We start from the raw sequence: 14,559 nt of genomic DNA, 5'->3' as shown, positions 1-14,559 counted from the left end.
GGATAAGGAGGAAGATTACCTACCAAAAGTAAGGTATATTTTTTGATAAGTGATTCTATTAACATGATATTATACTAAGATCAGATTTATAGCAAAGGATTGACTTCTGTGATACTTCAAGACTTAGAGCAAAAACTTCTTGCCCTTAGCCCTAGTGAAAAAGTGCAGGTTATTCAGTTACTGGCTCAAAGTCTCACAAACAATTGGCAAGGAATTGAGAAAAACCCTAGAGTTTGTGGGGAATAAGCTTGTATTGCCAATACTCGTATTACGGTCTGGGTAATTGTAGAAGCTCGTCGTCTTGGATACAGTGATGGTGACCTTTTAACAAGTTATCCAACAATTACAGCTGCTGATTTAGCCAATGCTTGGGTATACGCAAAAGCTCACCCCGATGAAATCGAAATAGCGATTGAGCGCAATGAGGTAGCCTAGTAGATGGCACGTTTTTACGCAGAAGAAGTTAGGCGAGGTAAAACCCCTCATAACAACAATGCTTGACTTGACTAAAATCCAATCCCTTGCTGAATCCTATTCTCCCCAAGAACTATTTGCTGCTTTAGTTTGGCAGCGCCGATTCAATGAGTTTGATGGCCCAGAAGTTATTACTGACCTTTCCAAGCACAGAGATTTATGGGCAAGCTTTCTGTTTACCAAACCAGTCTTTGCCCCAGATGAACATGGGTTAAGTTTTGGTGGTTTGCTAGATACCCTGCTGGCAATGGCAAACTATCGTCCAATGCCAGATAGCAGCATTATTCATTTTGTGGCCTATCCAGCAGATACCCTATACATACTTGCAGAAAATCAAGATACCAAAGTTTCCCAACTAATCGATTTGGGTAAAAAATGGCGAGCTGACTCGGTAGAGGTAACTGATGGCACAAACGAAGAGTATAGTTACCGACTCAAACGCCGATTAAGATATCGATACGAAGGGGCATTATGGGGAGACGGTATTCAACGTGATCGCGATGCAGTTGTTGTTTGCTATTGGTGGGATTGAAGTCTATTTAAGCTATCAGCAATCAGCCACACAGGATTTTTCCCCGATTCCCGATTCCCGATTCCCGATTCCCGATTCCCTAAAACCCAAGAATTTGCAACTCACCCAATTTAAAGAAGATGCCAGGAGGCGGACTTGAACCGCCGACACGAGGATTTTCAGTCCTCTGCTCTACCAGCTGAGCTATCCCGGCTTGTCTTTTTTCGGCTTGTCTTTTTTGACGCCTTATTAAGTCTAACAAACCTAGTCTGGATTGGCAAGTAGATCAGAAAATTTTTTTTTGTGCGATCCAGCCCTTGTGCCACAGGCTTCGACGCTGTGGCATCAATTCTTGTTGCCGATTCCCGATTCCCGATTCCCGATTCCCGATTCCCTCTTCCCCACTTTGCCGCGAAGTCTAGTATATAACCAAATGACTCAACCACCCTCAGCGAATGTTTTCCCTAACTCAAACCAGTACCCGCCAGCGAGAAATCCTAGAAGTTGTGTTCCGAAACGGTTGGGATTACATGCGAGGACTCCTAACGGGCAACAAAAATAATGACGAACCTCAACTCCCCCCTCCTGCTGTCCTTCGCAACATTTTAATCAATTTAGGTCCGGTGTACGTTAAGTTAGGACAACTTCTGTCTACCCGTCCCGACCTATTACCAGGAGCCTATGTGGAAGTCCTGACTGACTTGCAAGCCAATGTACCACCAGTAGCCTGGAGTGAAATAGAAAGCTTGCTACAGCAAGAACTAGCACAGCCAATCTCAGAAACCTTTACTACCATCAATCCCCAAGCCATTGCTGCTGGTTCCATTGGTCAAGTCCATCGGGCTACCCTCAAAAATGGTCAAGACGTGGCCCTGAAAGTTCAACGTCCTGGGATTGACCAGATCGTTGCCCAAGATATTGCTATCATTAGAGGCTTAGCAGAGTTAGTGTCTCTGACGGAATTTGGTAAGACTTACGATATCGTTGCCATAGCCGATGAATTTGTTACTGCCCTAGAAGCAGAACTGGATTTTACCCAAGAAGCTAACTATACCGATAAACTCCGCAGTAATCTATCCAATAGCCGCTGGTTCGATTCCCAGCAATTAGTGATACCAAAGATTTACTGGGATTTGACCAGCCAAAAGCTACTTACCATTGAGTGGCTGGAAGGGGCACCTCTGCTATCGGCGCAATTATCACAAACTCAAGAGGGCAAAGATACCCAGACCCAGCGACGGGAAATTACCACCCTGTTATTTCGGGCTTTTTTCCAGCAGGTTTACATCGATGGCTTCTTCCATGCTGACCCCCATCCCGGAAACATATTTTATCTGAGGGATGGTCGCGTCGCCTTATTAGACTGTGGCATGATTGGACGCTTAGACCCCCGCAGCCAACAGATTTTGACGGAGATGCTCTTAGCAATTGTAGATTTAGATGGCAAGCGATGTGCTCAGTTAACCCTACAACTATCTGAAGCAGGTGAGTCGGTCAATTTATCTGGCCTGGAAAATGACTATGACCGTATGCTGCGCAAGTATTACAACCGAAGCCTCTCCAAAATCAACTTTAGTGAAGTGTTTTATGAGATACTGCAAGTCTCGCGCAATAATAAAATCCGCTTACCCGGTAATATGGGTTTATATGCCAAAACCCTAGCTAACTTGGAAGGGGTTACCCGTGGGTTTTATCCCGAAATTAACCTGCTCGACCAAATCAAACCCCTGATTACGGAAGTGTTTCGCCGTCAACTCCTGGGAGATGATCCCTTACAAACCCTTCTGAGAACGGTTTTGGATCTCAAAAGCCTGTCATTGCGATCGCCTTCTCAAATCGAATTATTTTTAAACCGGGTCAGTTCCGAAACCCTGAAGTGGAATATTACTGTCCCAGAGCTAGACAAACTACGTTACAGTATCGATGATTCCGCTAATCGACTCTCCTTCAGTATTGTAGTCGGTTCCCTGATTGTGGGTGCAGCAATTGTGGCCTCAGGAAGCCAAACTCCCCAGATGTCTGTGGTTACTAATATCCTGTTTGCTGCTGCTAGTTTTTTAGGCTTGTGGCTGATTGTTAGTATCTTGCGTTCGGGACGGTTACGGTAATTTGATCAGGGAGTAGGGAGTAGGGAGTAGGGAGTAGGGAGTAGGGAGTAGGGAATCGGGAATCGGGAATCGGGAATCGGGAATCGGGAACAGGGAACAGGGAACAGGGAACAGTTGATGCTCCCGTAGGTTGGGTTAGCGATAGCGTAACGAACACGAAAGTCTAACCCTTTGTTGGGTTTCATTGCCTCAACGACTCCCTACGCCATGATCTTTTGTCAGTCAACCAGTCTCGCTCCTCCAGCTCAAACAGAAAAGTGAAGCTAGCGGATTAGTCTGTCATATTCATCGTGGTCACCTATCCAAACCCAAATGAAGTCAGAGCCATCCTCTATTGCTAATGCTCTGTGACTCAATCCAACACGTATTGACCAATATTTTTTACCCACCTTTTTAAAGTTTAGAGATGGATGATGTCGGTCTGCTTTGAGCAACTCATAATTTTTTCGGGCTAGACCTTGAACAGCTTCGGGTAGTGCGTAAAAACGCTTCCAAAATTGCGGTGTTGTTCGATGCACTTACAAATCCTGTAATTTTCCTTCGGATTTAGCTGTCATTGCTTCCTCAAGTAAGAAGTCTAACTTACCATCGGCAATATCAGCTTCAAGCTGTTTATCCCAGAGTAACCAGTCTCTTTCAGCAAACCACTCTCTCAAGCGCACGAAATCTTCCTTAGAGAGAGCCTCAATTTCAGCTTGAATCTGTTCTACTTTTGTCATCAGAAAAAACTGACTGCAATACTGGTGATTAAACCTCTATAGTATAGCATAAAAATTAACTTGTTCTAGGCTATAGTTTTTAGCTTGTAGGGTGGGCAAAAACCGTTTGGTTATGCGTGAGTATTGATAGATTAGATTACTTTGCCCACCCTACTTTAATTGCTATTTTTTTTTCTTTTGCCTCTTGCCTCTTGCCTCTTGCCTTTCCTTCTGCCTTCTGCCTTCCTAGGTCAGCTCATCCCGCAATTTTTGAAGATTCTCGCGGCAAGCGATAGTCTTGGGATGATTTGACCCTAACTTTTGTTCAAAAATCTCCAAGGCTTGGACAAAAAGAGGTTCTGCCTCGGAGTAGCGTCCTTGATTATTGTAGAGTTCTGCCAGACCCTTGAGGGAGTTGGCGAAATTTGGGTGTTGTTGACCTAAAAGTTTTTTCCTCATCTCCAAGGCTTGGACAAAACGAGGTTCGGCCTCACAGTACCGTCCTTGATTAGAGTAGAGATTAGCCAGACCGTTGAGAGATTCTGCGACACGTGGGTGTTGTTGACCTAAAAGTTTTTTCTTCATCTCCAAGGCTTCGACATGCAGAGATTCTGCCTCGGAGTACCGTGCCTGATCACAGTAGATAGTAGCCAGATTGTGGAGGGAGATAGCGATAGATGGGTGTTCTTGACCGTATAGTTTTTTCTTCATCTCCAAGGCTTGGAAATAGAGAGGTTCGGCCTCACAGTACCGTCCCTGATAACGGTAGACTAATGCCAGATTGTTGAGGGAGATAGCGAGACGTGGGTGTTCTTGACCGTATAGTTTGTTCCTGATCTCCAAGGCTTGGACAAAAAGAGGTTCGGCCTTACAGTACCGCCCCTGATAATTGTAGACTAATGCCAGATTGTTGAGGGAGATGGCGACAGAGGGGTGTTCAGTACCTAAAAGTTTTTTCTTCATCTCCAAGGCTTGGACATAGAGAGGTTCTGCCTTGCAGTACCGTCCCTGCCTATAGTAGAGTACTGCCAGATTGTTGAGGGAGGTGGCCACATCTGGGTGTTCTTCTCCCAAGCGATCGCGGGTAAGCTCTAAGCCTTGCTCTAACCAGAGTAATGCCTGGTCATAAGCCATTTGACCTTCGTAAAACCAACCCAGACCCTGGAAAGGTTGGTATAAATCTTCATCCTTGAGCCAGTCTAAGAGTACTGTCGCAGCTTCTGTCAGGTGAGGGATGGCGGGACTAGCTGTAGCAATATCCTTTTGTGTCGTTGCTTTGGGAATTTTATCTGCTACGGCCACCATTGCCTCACCAAATCCCTGCTTGAGTTGATCAGCCCCATCGTAATGTTCCATTTTGTCCCGTAGAAACTCTCGAATCAACTCGTGCAGCTGGTAGATTCCCTGACCCTTGCGCCCAAGTAAATTCAGTTCCAACAGAAAGTCATCTCTAAGATCTTCTAAATCTTCTGAGTCTTGGTCAGGCAAACAATTTTCCACCAATTCCCACTCAATGGGAGCCAAAGCAAACAAACTCAGCAGACAACCCAACTGCTGGGCATCTTGATTCAGTTCAAGCCAACTCAACTCAAAAGCAGCTGCCACTCCTTTTTGTGCTGTCATAGTAGCAGTTGGTTCTTTTAGCGATCGCTGTTCCAAATGCTTTTTTTCCAACCGCTGCTGCATATCTGTCAGGGATATATCCTTTTTCGTTTTTAAATATCGCCCTACCAATTCTAAACCTAGGGGTAGATATCCCAACCATTTGCAGAGTTTTTTGGCTTCCGACCACTGCCGGTTTAGTCTTTCTTTTCCGATTAGGGATTCCAATAACTCCAAAGCCGCTGCTTCCGAAAGTACTTGCAATGGCAACATCTCAAAAGACTCTGCTAACGACTGCTTCCTGGTAGTAATAATAATCTTAAAACGGGGGTGATTTGGAGGCAGATAGGCTTTAATTTTATCATATTCAGTAACATCATCCAAAATCACCAGCACCAAATTATCCGATGGCTGCCAATTGTCCCAGCACCACTGCGCTTGTTCGTCGAGATTGAGGGGTTGGTCGTCTAATTTCTGCGGCACGGATAACTTCATTTTGTTCCGCGCAAACTTTACAATTTGAGTCCCTAAATTACCTAAATCCACATCCCGCGCCTGCAGCCAGCAAACCCCAGCGAGATAATGTTTCCGGTAATAGTTGATGGCATATTGCAGGGCTAATTCAGTTTTACCGATACCACCCATGCCAGAAATAGCAGAAATTACCACCCGTTCTGCCTGCTGTAGCCGCTGGTGTAGAGTTTCCAGTTCACTTGAGCGTCCAACGAATTTGGAAACATAGGTGCGGGGCAGATTTTGGGGAATGTCTTTTAAACCTAGTCCATCATCAACTTTTTTTTTTCCTCTTCTTCTTTACTATCAGGATTACTATCGGGATGAACTGCTACTTTCGGTTGAATCAGTGGCAGAGGAGTTGTTAAATTATGATTGACAAACCGCTTTACCTGACGGTAGATTCGATTCTTTTTATGCTCTACTTTGCAGATAGAAATATGGTCAACATCCATCGGGACAGGAATAACCCCCTTAATACCAGGGTCAGCACTGGTTTGATTCACCACTAAAATCCCATTAGTAGCTTTGGTTTCGCAGTAAACCAGCATCGGGATTTGGCTAAACTGGTCGTCATTGCGATACAAAAGATTCAGTTCCCGTAAGCGAGAATGGTGCGCCTCCAACTCCTCAACACTGACAGTGGTTTGTAGAATTGTGCCAATATAATTAATCCAATTTGCCAGATCAGAACCAGAATGAGGCGTAGACAGGAAAACAATTCCCCTGGTCCCAGATGCGATCGCTTGCCATTTGCCGAAATCCCTAGCACTGCGCAGCATCTGTTTCACCAGCAGTCCCCCCATACTGTGAGTAACGAAAATTATTGGGCGATCGCCTATCTCATAGCTATCCAGTAGATCTAAACTATTAGTCGCCCGGTCTACCAGAGGCATAGAATTACCCTTCCATCTAAATGGTTCTACCTCATAAGCCAGAGACCAAATTCCCACATCTGATAAATCTTCCCCCAGCCAAGCAGGCCAAAAATTATTATCATCTCGCCGTTCTTGCGGGTGCCAAGTACCCCGGGCATCACCTCCGAGTCCATGGACAAAAATTACATCCCCACGGCGAGAGGGATTCTGAGCACCAAAAATTTCAATTAAATCGTTACGATCACTCACAGACTAGCTCTCCAGGAATGAAGGTCATTGAGATTATTATTGAGATGCTTCGTGACCCTGATGCTCTTGCTATCCATTATATTAGCTACTGATTCAGTGGTGAGAAATCCAGAAAGTGCCAATATATTCTCTGTCTACCCTATATTCCGCCGCTCCCTACTCCCTACTCCCTACTCCCTGTTCCCTGTTCCCTATTCTTCTATTTTTATCCGGATAAAAAATTACTTATTTTTTTGTTATCAAATAAAATAAATTTATTTAATAAAATTCAAAACTTTCCGCCTATTAAATAATTCTCAACTTGCACAGCCAAAGGGAGCGATGACCAAGGATTTATTGAATTTAGCGGTGAATCCTTTCCTATGGGAAATTGTCGGATATAATATTACTGGAGAATTAGGAACTGTCGGCGGTTTAAAATCCAAGCTTAATCTAGAGATAGGTAGAAAGGTGTTTTATGATGTAGAGCTTTTACAACGAGTGATCGATAATTTTTCTCTAGGCGCTTATGTCAGAAATTTCACCACTACCAATGTGGGGCTTGAAAGTCGAGTTTCAGACTTTAACTATGGCGCTATCTTGAGGTACCATTCAGATAATGGTATATTTATAGATTCTAAACTAGGTACCGGTGACCAGGGATTTGATGCTAGAGTCCAAGCAGGGGCTCAGTTCAAGTTTTAATAGTTAGGGATTAATTTTTAAGGTTGCAGGTTAGCAGGTTGAAGGTTAAAGGTTGAATATTGAATTCTCAATTCTCAATTCTCAATTCTCAATTCTCAATTCTCAATTCTCAATTCTCAATTCTCAATTCTCAATTCTCAATTCTCAATTCTCAATTCTACTAACCGTTACCGAAATGATTGATACTTTAGCAATACCTTTTAATAAAGCTTATTCAATAGCGGGTTGAGTAGAATTAACTCGCACGCAAGAAATTTTCTAAATCTCCATAGGTTCCAGCGTAGGTAATAGTGGAATTATCATAACCTTTGAGATTTACAGTGTGTTGCTTGAAGTTAAGCTCAGACTTTCCGATTTTAGAAACGTAACGGTATGTATCCTCCCCTAGGGCAATATCTAGACCAAGTTCCTTGGTGGCAGATTCGAGGCGAAAAGCGGCAATTACAGTATCCCCAATAGCAGTGTATTCTGGGCGATCGCCACTACCAGTGGTGTTACCAACAATCGCAATTCCTGTGTTGATTCCAGTACCAATTCGCAGTGGGAAGGGCAGAGGATATTCATTAGACAGATTGGTAGTCATTTTGTTGAGGTCATTGACTGCTTGCAAAATACTCATGGCTTCTTGATCACTGACCCCTTCAGAGCCATGAAACCAAATCGCCATAATCGCGTCACCGATGTATTTATCTACCCAACTGCCACACCTTTTCAGAATTTCTCCAGACTCCCGGAACCAACTACCAATTGCCACTGAGAGGGTGGTTTCATCTAACTGGTGGGTGAGTACGGTGAAATTCCGGATGTCCACCACCATCACAGAAATCAGGCGGCGCACGTGCAATATTGAGGTTTGGGTATCTTTATGTATAGGTTCGGATGGTTCAGTTTTATGAGCCTTGGGTGGGCAATAAAACTCCAATTCTGTCTGACCAAAGGTAAGATGATCGCCATTGCGCAAGGTCACCGGAATACTGACTCTGCGTCCATTGACAAATGTACCGTTACGGCTGCCTAAATCAATAAGATAGAAATCACCGTTTTCGGTACACTGCAACATCGCATGGTTTCTGGAAATCCAGCGATCTGAAAGTACAAAATTGTTATCATAACTACGACCGACGGTCCAGCAATTACTACCAACTAATGGCATATACTGATCGTCAGAGCCGGTAGGCATAAGTAGGTAAGGGGTGGATCGCAAAGTCACCACAGATATAGGAGCAACAACAGGGTTAATTGAGACGTTGATCATTGCATCAATTTTCCAAGATTTCCCCTGATCAGGGAAGGATAGCGCAGAAGTTGGAGAAACAATAGCAGCCATAAGTTACTAACCAATTACTGCTAATCGAGCTTGAGTTTGCTGCTGTCAATGACCCAGCAAGACTCAGAAGCTGACCCTAGTAGATGGATTCAAAGGATGATCAAGTCATTTCGGAATGACAACGCTCAAAACTAACCTAACCTAATATAAATATATAAATCACTAAATATAAATAAATAAATGACGAAGGCTTCCGAAGAAGCCCACACTGTACCCTTTAGGGTTAGTGTCTGGAGTGATCATGCTAGGTTAGCTGCCAACCAAAAAAGACTATCTACCACGATTGTACTCAACACCGCTCCACTAAACGTCCACCAATGGGGCTGTTCTTTTGTCAATGACCAAAGACCAACTATTCCTAGCGTAGCAACCAAAACCACTGCCCAGCTAATTCCCCAAGGGGTTTGGACTTGTGCGATCGCATTTTGAAAGATTGGTTTTGCCAGGACTGGCTCTACTACCATCACCTGACGCCAGTAAGTAATTAGATTCGTCAAGTAGAAATAGATGTCGGTCATGGCTGTACCGAATAACGAACCCAAGTAAAATAGATTTCCTACCTTTCCCCAACCCCGCCACAATCCCCACAGAGCGAATGGTAGACCAATCGCTTCTACGGGTAAATGCCATAGAGGTTCAGTGCGCAACCAACCCCAATATAGTGAACCAGCCAGCCAACTCCAGCTAAATCCCAACAGCAAGTCACCCCAGACTTGGGTTGATGGACGTTGGAGCAGTTTTACCCCCAGCCACACCCAAGCGAAGGTGATGACTAAACTCAACAGTGGGAAAAGGCGCACTAGGGGAGCTTGAAAGAACACTGGTACAGAAACCAGGAAAGAGGCGGCAGCAAATAATAGCCATCCTTGAGGATTACTCACTCCCCTAGGGGGGATCGATAGAAGCAGTTGCCCTGACTGATGGGAATTCCTTGGGGCTCTAGCAGAAAACCAAGTATTTTTCAACAAAATTTTGTTACTTATCGTTAATTATCTTTATTGAACTTAATATATCATTACCAATATCCCCCCTGGGGGCATATTGGTAATAGTACTGAAATGTGGTGGTTGATGGCAAGGGTAGAAATATTTAATTTTTCAATTGGGTGAAGTACAAATTTTTAGGGAGTAGGGAGTAGGGAATAGGGAATAGGGAATAGGGAATAGGTAACAGGGAGTAGGGAGTAGGGAGTAGGGAGTAGGGAGTAGGGAGTAGGGAATAGGGAAAAAATTTTTTGTACCTCATGATTATGATAATTGCCATCTAAAATCTGAAGGATGAACTCAAAAATTTATGGAAAATTAAGATTTCCTTAGCCTGGGTGGTGCGCTACCGGTAGGGCCAGGGCTATTGCTAGACTTTTTTACCGATTCCCTAGGTCAAGCGCACCGCTCCCGATTCCCGATTCCCGATTCCCGATTCCCGATTCCCGATTCCCGATTCCCGATTCCCGATTCCCGATTCCCGATTCCCGATTCCCGATTCCCGATTCCCGATTCCCGATTCCCGATTCCCGATTCCCGACTCCCGATTCCTGATTCCCGAGAAGGATTAAATATTAAGGTTTAAGGATTAAGGATCAATACGACATGGAATTGGGATACGATAAAGAGTTTGCTAAGTATCCAGATTCCCTTGGCGATTGTTGGTAACTTATGCCAGAATACCGATTGAATTAAGGCTGGCTGATTCAGCTGGAGCAACCTCAATAGGGGAAAGAATGGTCTTATCAAAACGTCAATTTATCAATTTTTCTATCATTGCTGTCCTTAGCGCCTGCCTTACCTTCCCCTTGAAGGTTCTCGCCACAACTCCTGCCCCAGATGTCTTATCCTCAACCAGTACCACTGCTACAATTACTACGCCCCACATGACTATTTTTCAGGCTGTGGTGCTGGGTTTTGTACAGGGGTTCACGGAATTCCTGCCCATCAGTAGTACCGCTCATTTAAAAGTGGTACCTGTGGCCTTAGGCTGGGGTGATCCAGGGGTTGCGTTTACGGCTGTGATTCAACTAGGCTCCATTGCGGCGGTAGTGTGGTACTTCTGGGGAGACTTGGCTAAAGTCACTACTGGCGCATTCAAAGCTATCCGTACATCCGATTACCAATCCCAAGACTTCCAGATGGCCCTGGGAATTGCCTTGGGCACCCTACCCATTGTCTTCTTTGGACTGCTGATTAAAATCTTTATCCCTGATTATGATAATTCTCCGATACGGAGTACCATGTCAATCGCCTATGTCTCGATTGTGATGGGTTTGTTGATGGGTGTTTCTGAAGTCGTGGGTAAGCGTAAGCGTAACTTTGAGGATTTAGGTCTTAAAGATGGGATTGGGATGGGCTTGGCTCAGGCGTTGGCTTTAATGCCTGGTGTCTCCCGGTCTGGCTCGACTCTCACTGCTGGTTTATTCATGGGTTTGGAACGAGCAACCGCAGCACGGTTTTCCTTTTTGTTGGGCATCCCCGCCATTACCTTAGCTGGTTTAGTGGAGTTAGTCGGTTTGCTCAAAGATGGCATTGGGGATGCTGGCGCAATGTCACTGATTGTAGGGGTGATTTCATCAGCAGTATTTTCCTACGTAGCGATCGCATGGATGATCAGCTATCTCAAGAAACAAGGTGTCTGGATATTTGTCTGGTATCGGTTATTGTTTGGGATAGCAATTTTAGGTGCTATTATAACTGGGGTTTTACAAAATAGTTAGCGATCGCAAGTGTAGGAATATGGGAAGATAGGGAGATGGGGAGATGGGGAGATGGGGACCCACCCCTAACCCCTCCCAGGAGGGGAATGGGGAGATAGGGAGATGAGGAGATGGGGAGAATTATCCCTTAAACTAGTGAAGAGTGTGGGAAGTGTGGGAAGTGTGGGAAGTGTGGGGAGATGGGGAGAATTATTCCAGCAATTATTGTATATTTTGATATATATTTATTTGGAAGAGATTCTAGGCAATGAAAGTAATTACTCGCCCCAATGTTTAAAGACCTACCCTTGTGAGCTCCCCCCTCTCCCCACACTCTTCTTCCCTCTCCCCCCTCTCCCCACACTACCCTCTCTCCCCACACTCTTCCCCCTGTTCCCTGTTCCCAGATCCGCTGTTCCCTAAAACCAACGACTTTGTGCGTCACCCAATTGAAAACTGCTATCAATGAGTCAAAGCTCGATTCGTCCAGTATTAATCACAAAGGTTCTTCCCAACTCCATTGCTGCTGAGGTTGGATTTGAACCAGGGGATTCTATTGTTGCGATTAATGGTAGCCATCCCCGTGATTTGATTGATTATCAATTCCTGTGTGCGGATGAAATTCTAGAACTGGAAGTGATCGATGGGGCGGGTAAGACTCATGTGATCGAAATTGAGAAAGACTATGATGACGATTTAGGGCTGGAATTCGAGACAGCGTTATTTGATGGTTTGATTCAGTGCAATAATCGTTGCCCATTTTGCTTTATCGACCAACAACCACCAGGTAAGCGCCAAAGCCTTTATTTCAAAGATGATGACTATCGGCTTAGTTTTCTGTATGGGTCTTACTTAACCCTGACTAATCTGAAGCAAACGGAGTGGGATCGGATCGAACGGATGCGTCTATCTCCTCTTTATGTTTCGGTTCATGCTACTGAACCGGATGTGCGCATACGGTTACTGAAAAATCCTCGGGCTGGGCTAATTTTAGAGCAGTTAAGGTGGTTTCAGGAGCGACGGCTGCAAATTCATGCCCAGGTAGTGGTGTGTCCTGGAATTAATGATGGCATTCACTTAGAACGTACTCTGTTAGATTTAGCTCAATTCTATACCGGTGATCTGCCCGCAGTCGCTTCAACGGCAGTAGTACCGGTGGGATTGACTCGGTTTCGACCCCAGGAGGATGAACTAATTAGTGTTACTGGGGAGAAAGCTAGGGAAGTGATTGCTCAGGTTCAAAGGCTTCAGGAGAAATTTAAGCACCAGTTGGGGTCTACCTTTGCTTGGTTGGCAGATGAGTGGTTTTTGATTGCTAGAGAAGAGTTACCTCCAGAATCGGATTACGGAGACTACCCTCAAATTGGGAATGGTGTTGGTTCGATTCGGTTGTTCCTGAAACAATTCCAAACTGCTGCTACTCAACGGTTACCTAAGGGTCTAGAAATCCCCCGACGGGGGACTTGGGTAGTGGGTAATGCGGTGGAAAAAGCGTTTGAACCTGTGGTAGAGCGGTTCAATGCTGTGCCAGGATTGGAGATTAGGATGGTGGCGTTATCTAGTGATTACTGGGGTCAGGAGATAACGGTTACTGGCTTGCTGACTGGACAAGATTTACTGAAGGGATTAAAAGGAAAAGATTTAGGAGAAATGATTCTGTTACCTGGGTTGATGCTTAAGCATGGTGATACCCGGTTTCTGGATGATATGACTGTAGCAGAAGTGGCTGATCAGCTCAATACTCCAATTATTCCTGTTAATGGTGTTGAGGAATTGATCGATGGGGCTCTTGGGAATAGGGAGTAGGGAGTAGGGAGTAGGGAATCGGGAATCGGGAATCGGGAATTGGGAATCGGGAATCGGGAGTAGGGAATCGGGAATCGGGAATCGGGAGTAGGGAATCGGGAATCGGGAATCGGGAAAAAATTCTGTTTACCTGATTCATAGGAGAACCGCTAGATCAGTTTTGCGATCGCAAATAGTTTAGGAATCAGTAATCAGTAATTATTAATCAGTAATTACAGCGGTTTTTAGCCTAATGAGGTACACAGGATTTTTTACCTTTTCTTTCTTCTGACTTTACTGCTCCGAAGTCCCTGCTCCCTGCTCCCTATAAACCAAAAAAATTGTACCTTACTAGCTTAAAACCCGCTATATTAATCAGTAATTATTAATAATTATAGCACTATTCCCGATTCCCGATTCCCTATTCCCGATTCCCTTTTTCAACTACTCCTTAAAAAAATCACACTCCATTCCATTCCCGTACATTTTATTTAAAATACCTTCCCAAAAAAAAATTTATAAAAACCCTTGACAACACATTTAATAATCATTATAATTATATTATACAAACAACAAGCAAAAGGTGACCAACATGGATTCCGAATTTCGCCCAAACCCTGAAAATAACCCTGAGGATATAACTCCTAGTAATAATCCTCAGGAATCTTCTCCAAAAAAATACCCTGTTAAGCACATTCTCAAGGGCTCCCGCAAGGCTATCATTAACACGATGCATGCCCTCTATGCACTGCGTTACGCCGAAATTTCTGAGTGGAGTCCTCTACAACCGACGGGCATTCCTGGAGAATTTATTACGATGATGACCAAGTACATAATTCTGGGTTAACGGATTAACTTACTGGGGGGCTTTGCCCCCTGGCAAAATCATCGAGTCTGCTGCTATCGGAGCAGGTTTGGATAGGGTTGAAAACGGAATCACATAAGGTCAATTTCCTAGCCGTGGATGGTATTTCTGCGGCTATTTTTTTTTGTTAAGAAGGGAGTAGGGAATCGGGAATCGGGAATCGGAAATCGGGAATCGGG

At 44.5% G+C, this 14,559-nt stretch carries 20 protein-coding genes, 1 tRNA gene and 1 pseudogene; 12 read left to right on the top strand and 10 right to left on the bottom strand.

The genetic code is table 11. The features are described 5' to 3' along the window. Positions 1–108: 108 nt before the first annotated feature. The 3 genes and pseudogenes from F6K49_RS14695 to F6K49_RS14685 all read left to right on the top strand — a co-directional run bounded on the left by F6K49_RS14695 (position 109) and on the right by F6K49_RS14685 (position 1,145). Positions 109–435, top strand: a pseudogene (locus F6K49_RS14695) (DUF433 domain-containing protein). A 58-nt stretch (positions 436–493) separates the two neighbouring features. After that, complete coding sequence (locus F6K49_RS14690; protein ID WP_293022993.1) at positions 494–1,006, top strand: hypothetical protein; 513 nt, start codon at positions 494–496, stop codon at positions 1,004–1,006. After that, positions 975–1,145, top strand: coding sequence for a hypothetical protein (locus F6K49_RS14685; RefSeq protein ID WP_293022990.1), 171 nt, complete (start codon positions 975–977; stop codon positions 1,143–1,145). Before F6K49_RS14690 ends, F6K49_RS14685 begins: the two co-directional genes overlap by 32 nt. Here the strand turns inward: F6K49_RS14685 and F6K49_RS14680 are convergent. Further along, positions 1,127–1,199: transfer RNA gene (locus tag F6K49_RS14680), tRNA-Phe, on the bottom strand. The two genes, F6K49_RS14685 and F6K49_RS14680, sit on opposite strands and share 19 nt — an antisense overlap. An 89-nt stretch (positions 1,200–1,288) precedes the next feature. Here F6K49_RS14680 and F6K49_RS14675 point away from each other — a divergent pair. Then, on the top strand, positions 1,289–1,414 hold the full coding sequence (locus tag F6K49_RS14675) for a hypothetical protein (protein WP_293060914.1): 126 nt from the start codon (positions 1,289–1,291) through the stop codon (positions 1,412–1,414). A 26-nt stretch (positions 1,415–1,440) separates the two neighbouring features. Next, positions 1,441–3,093, top strand: coding sequence for an AarF/ABC1/UbiB kinase family protein (locus F6K49_RS14670; protein WP_293097752.1), 1,653 nt, complete (start codon positions 1,441–1,443; stop codon positions 3,091–3,093). Here F6K49_RS14670 and F6K49_RS14665 read toward each other — a convergent pair. The 5 genes from F6K49_RS14665 to F6K49_RS14645 form a co-directional block, all read right to left on the bottom strand. Next, complete coding sequence (locus tag F6K49_RS14665; RefSeq protein ID WP_293071752.1) at positions 3,062–3,250, bottom strand: hypothetical protein; 189 nt, start codon at positions 3,248–3,250, stop codon at positions 3,062–3,064. The two genes, F6K49_RS14670 and F6K49_RS14665, sit on opposite strands and share 32 nt — an antisense overlap. A 106-nt stretch (positions 3,251–3,356) precedes the next feature. Then, entirely contained in the window at positions 3,357–3,611 is a 255-nt protein-coding gene (locus F6K49_RS14660) for a hypothetical protein (protein ID WP_293071751.1), read from the bottom strand. Further along, a complete protein-coding gene (locus F6K49_RS14655) occupies positions 3,612–3,812 on the bottom strand; it encodes a hypothetical protein (protein WP_070392920.1) in 201 nt (66 codons plus the stop codon). A gap of 225 nt (positions 3,813–4,037) precedes the next feature. Then, positions 4,038–6,101 (bottom strand): tetratricopeptide repeat protein, encoded by a 2,064-nt coding sequence (locus F6K49_RS14650; protein WP_293071758.1) that lies wholly within the window; start codon positions 6,099–6,101, stop codon positions 4,038–4,040. 68 nt (positions 6,102–6,169) lie between these two features. Further along, positions 6,170–7,033, bottom strand: coding sequence for a hypothetical protein (locus F6K49_RS14645; protein WP_293097737.1), 864 nt, complete (start codon positions 7,031–7,033; stop codon positions 6,170–6,172). Positions 7,034–7,072: 39 nt separating this feature from the next. Here F6K49_RS14645 and F6K49_RS14640 point away from each other — a divergent pair, with 39 nt between their 5' ends. Together F6K49_RS14640 and F6K49_RS14635 are read left to right on the top strand one after the other, a co-directional pair. Next, on the top strand, positions 7,073–7,285 hold the full coding sequence (locus tag F6K49_RS14640) for a hypothetical protein (protein ID WP_293097730.1): 213 nt from the start codon (positions 7,073–7,075) through the stop codon (positions 7,283–7,285). Positions 7,286–7,354: 69 nt separating this feature from the next. After that, the gene (locus F6K49_RS14635; protein WP_293097724.1) at positions 7,355–7,717 is read left to right on the top strand and encodes a hypothetical protein; all 363 of its coding nucleotides are present in this window, start codon (positions 7,355–7,357) and stop codon (positions 7,715–7,717) included. 235 nt (positions 7,718–7,952) lie between these two features. Here F6K49_RS14635 and F6K49_RS14630 read toward each other — a convergent pair whose 3' ends face one another. The 3 genes from F6K49_RS14630 to F6K49_RS14620 all read right to left on the bottom strand — a co-directional run bounded on the left by F6K49_RS14630 (position 7,953) and on the right by F6K49_RS14620 (position 10,289). Further along, positions 7,953–8,972 carry an adenylate/guanylate cyclase domain-containing protein gene (locus F6K49_RS14630; RefSeq protein ID WP_293023025.1) on the bottom strand — a complete coding sequence of 340 codons (1,020 nt, stop codon included), beginning with the start codon at positions 8,970–8,972 and terminating at the stop codon, positions 7,953–7,955. Between the two features lie 311 nt (positions 8,973–9,283). Continuing rightward, positions 9,284–9,925, bottom strand: a complete 642-nt coding sequence (locus tag F6K49_RS14625) for a DUF3120 domain-containing protein (protein ID WP_293022980.1) — start codon at positions 9,923–9,925, stop codon at positions 9,284–9,286. 208 nt (positions 9,926–10,133) lie between these two features. After that, positions 10,134–10,289 (bottom strand): hypothetical protein, encoded by a 156-nt coding sequence (locus F6K49_RS14620; protein WP_293097717.1) that lies wholly within the window; start codon positions 10,287–10,289, stop codon positions 10,134–10,136. Between the two features lie 105 nt (positions 10,290–10,394). Between F6K49_RS14620 and F6K49_RS14615 the strand changes: the two genes are divergently transcribed. The 4 genes from F6K49_RS14615 to F6K49_RS14600 all read left to right on the top strand — a co-directional run bounded on the left by F6K49_RS14615 (position 10,395) and on the right by F6K49_RS14600 (position 13,536). Further along, on the top strand, positions 10,395–10,613 hold the full coding sequence (locus F6K49_RS14615; protein ID WP_293097712.1) for a hypothetical protein: 219 nt from the start codon (positions 10,395–10,397) through the stop codon (positions 10,611–10,613). 301 nt (positions 10,614–10,914) lie between these two features. After that, positions 10,915–11,751 carry an undecaprenyl-diphosphate phosphatase gene (locus F6K49_RS14610; protein ID WP_293037040.1) on the top strand — a complete coding sequence of 279 codons (837 nt, stop codon included), beginning with the start codon at positions 10,915–10,917 and terminating at the stop codon, positions 11,749–11,751. Positions 11,752–11,853: 102 nt separating this feature from the next. Then, complete coding sequence (locus tag F6K49_RS14605; RefSeq protein ID WP_293097708.1) at positions 11,854–12,153, top strand: hypothetical protein; 300 nt, start codon at positions 11,854–11,856, stop codon at positions 12,151–12,153. A gap of 42 nt (positions 12,154–12,195) precedes the next feature. Further along, positions 12,196–13,536, top strand: a complete 1,341-nt coding sequence (locus tag F6K49_RS14600) for a TIGR03279 family radical SAM protein (RefSeq protein ID WP_293022969.1) — start codon at positions 12,196–12,198, stop codon at positions 13,534–13,536. On the opposite strand, the gene F6K49_RS14595 is transcribed toward F6K49_RS14600, so the two are convergent. Beyond that, positions 13,487–13,675, bottom strand: a complete 189-nt coding sequence (locus F6K49_RS14595; protein ID WP_293071548.1) for a hypothetical protein — start codon at positions 13,673–13,675, stop codon at positions 13,487–13,489. The genes F6K49_RS14600 and F6K49_RS14595 overlap by 50 nt on opposite strands. Before the next feature lie 432 nt (positions 13,676–14,107). Here F6K49_RS14595 and F6K49_RS14590 point away from each other — a divergent pair, with 432 nt between their 5' ends. Continuing rightward, positions 14,108–14,362, top strand: a complete 255-nt coding sequence (locus F6K49_RS14590; protein ID WP_070392913.1) for a hypothetical protein — start codon at positions 14,108–14,110, stop codon at positions 14,360–14,362. Positions 14,363–14,559 lie beyond the last annotated feature (197 nt).

The sequence above is a fragment of the Moorena sp. SIO3I6 genome (assembly GCF_010672095.1).
The sequence above is the reverse complement of the archived record's forward strand: the minus strand, read 5'-3'. Positions and strand labels throughout refer to the sequence as shown.

Coding starts and splice junctions, on each gene's coding strand:
- F6K49_RS14605 (WP_293097708.1), top strand. CDS start 11,854: ATGAGGAGATGGGGAGAATTATCCCTTAAACTAGTGAAGAGTGTGGGA.
- F6K49_RS14630 (WP_293023025.1), bottom strand. CDS start 8,972: ATGATCAACGTCTCAATTAACCCTGTTGTTGCTCCTATATCTGTGGTG.
- F6K49_RS14620 (WP_293097717.1), bottom strand. CDS start 10,289: ATGAGGTACAAAAAATTTTTTCCCTATTCCCTACTCCCTACTCCCTAC.
- F6K49_RS14595 (WP_293071548.1), bottom strand. CDS start 13,675: ATGAATCAGGTAAACAGAATTTTTTCCCGATTCCCGATTCCCGATTCC.
- F6K49_RS14685 (WP_293022990.1), top strand. CDS start 975: ATGCAGTTGTTGTTTGCTATTGGTGGGATTGAAGTCTATTTAAGCTAT.
- F6K49_RS14635 (WP_293097724.1), top strand. CDS start 7,355: ATGACCAAGGATTTATTGAATTTAGCGGTGAATCCTTTCCTATGGGAA.
- F6K49_RS14600 (WP_293022969.1), top strand. CDS start 12,196: ATGAGTCAAAGCTCGATTCGTCCAGTATTAATCACAAAGGTTCTTCCC.
- F6K49_RS14670 (WP_293097752.1), top strand. CDS start 1,441: ATGTTTTCCCTAACTCAAACCAGTACCCGCCAGCGAGAAATCCTAGAA.
- F6K49_RS14655 (WP_070392920.1), bottom strand. CDS start 3,812: ATGACAAAAGTAGAACAGATTCAAGCTGAAATTGAGGCTCTCTCTAAG.
- F6K49_RS14610 (WP_293037040.1), top strand. CDS start 10,915: ATGACTATTTTTCAGGCTGTGGTGCTGGGTTTTGTACAGGGGTTCACG.
- F6K49_RS14690 (WP_293022993.1), top strand. CDS start 494: ATGCTTGACTTGACTAAAATCCAATCCCTTGCTGAATCCTATTCTCCC.
- F6K49_RS14590 (WP_070392913.1), top strand. CDS start 14,108: ATGGATTCCGAATTTCGCCCAAACCCTGAAAATAACCCTGAGGATATA.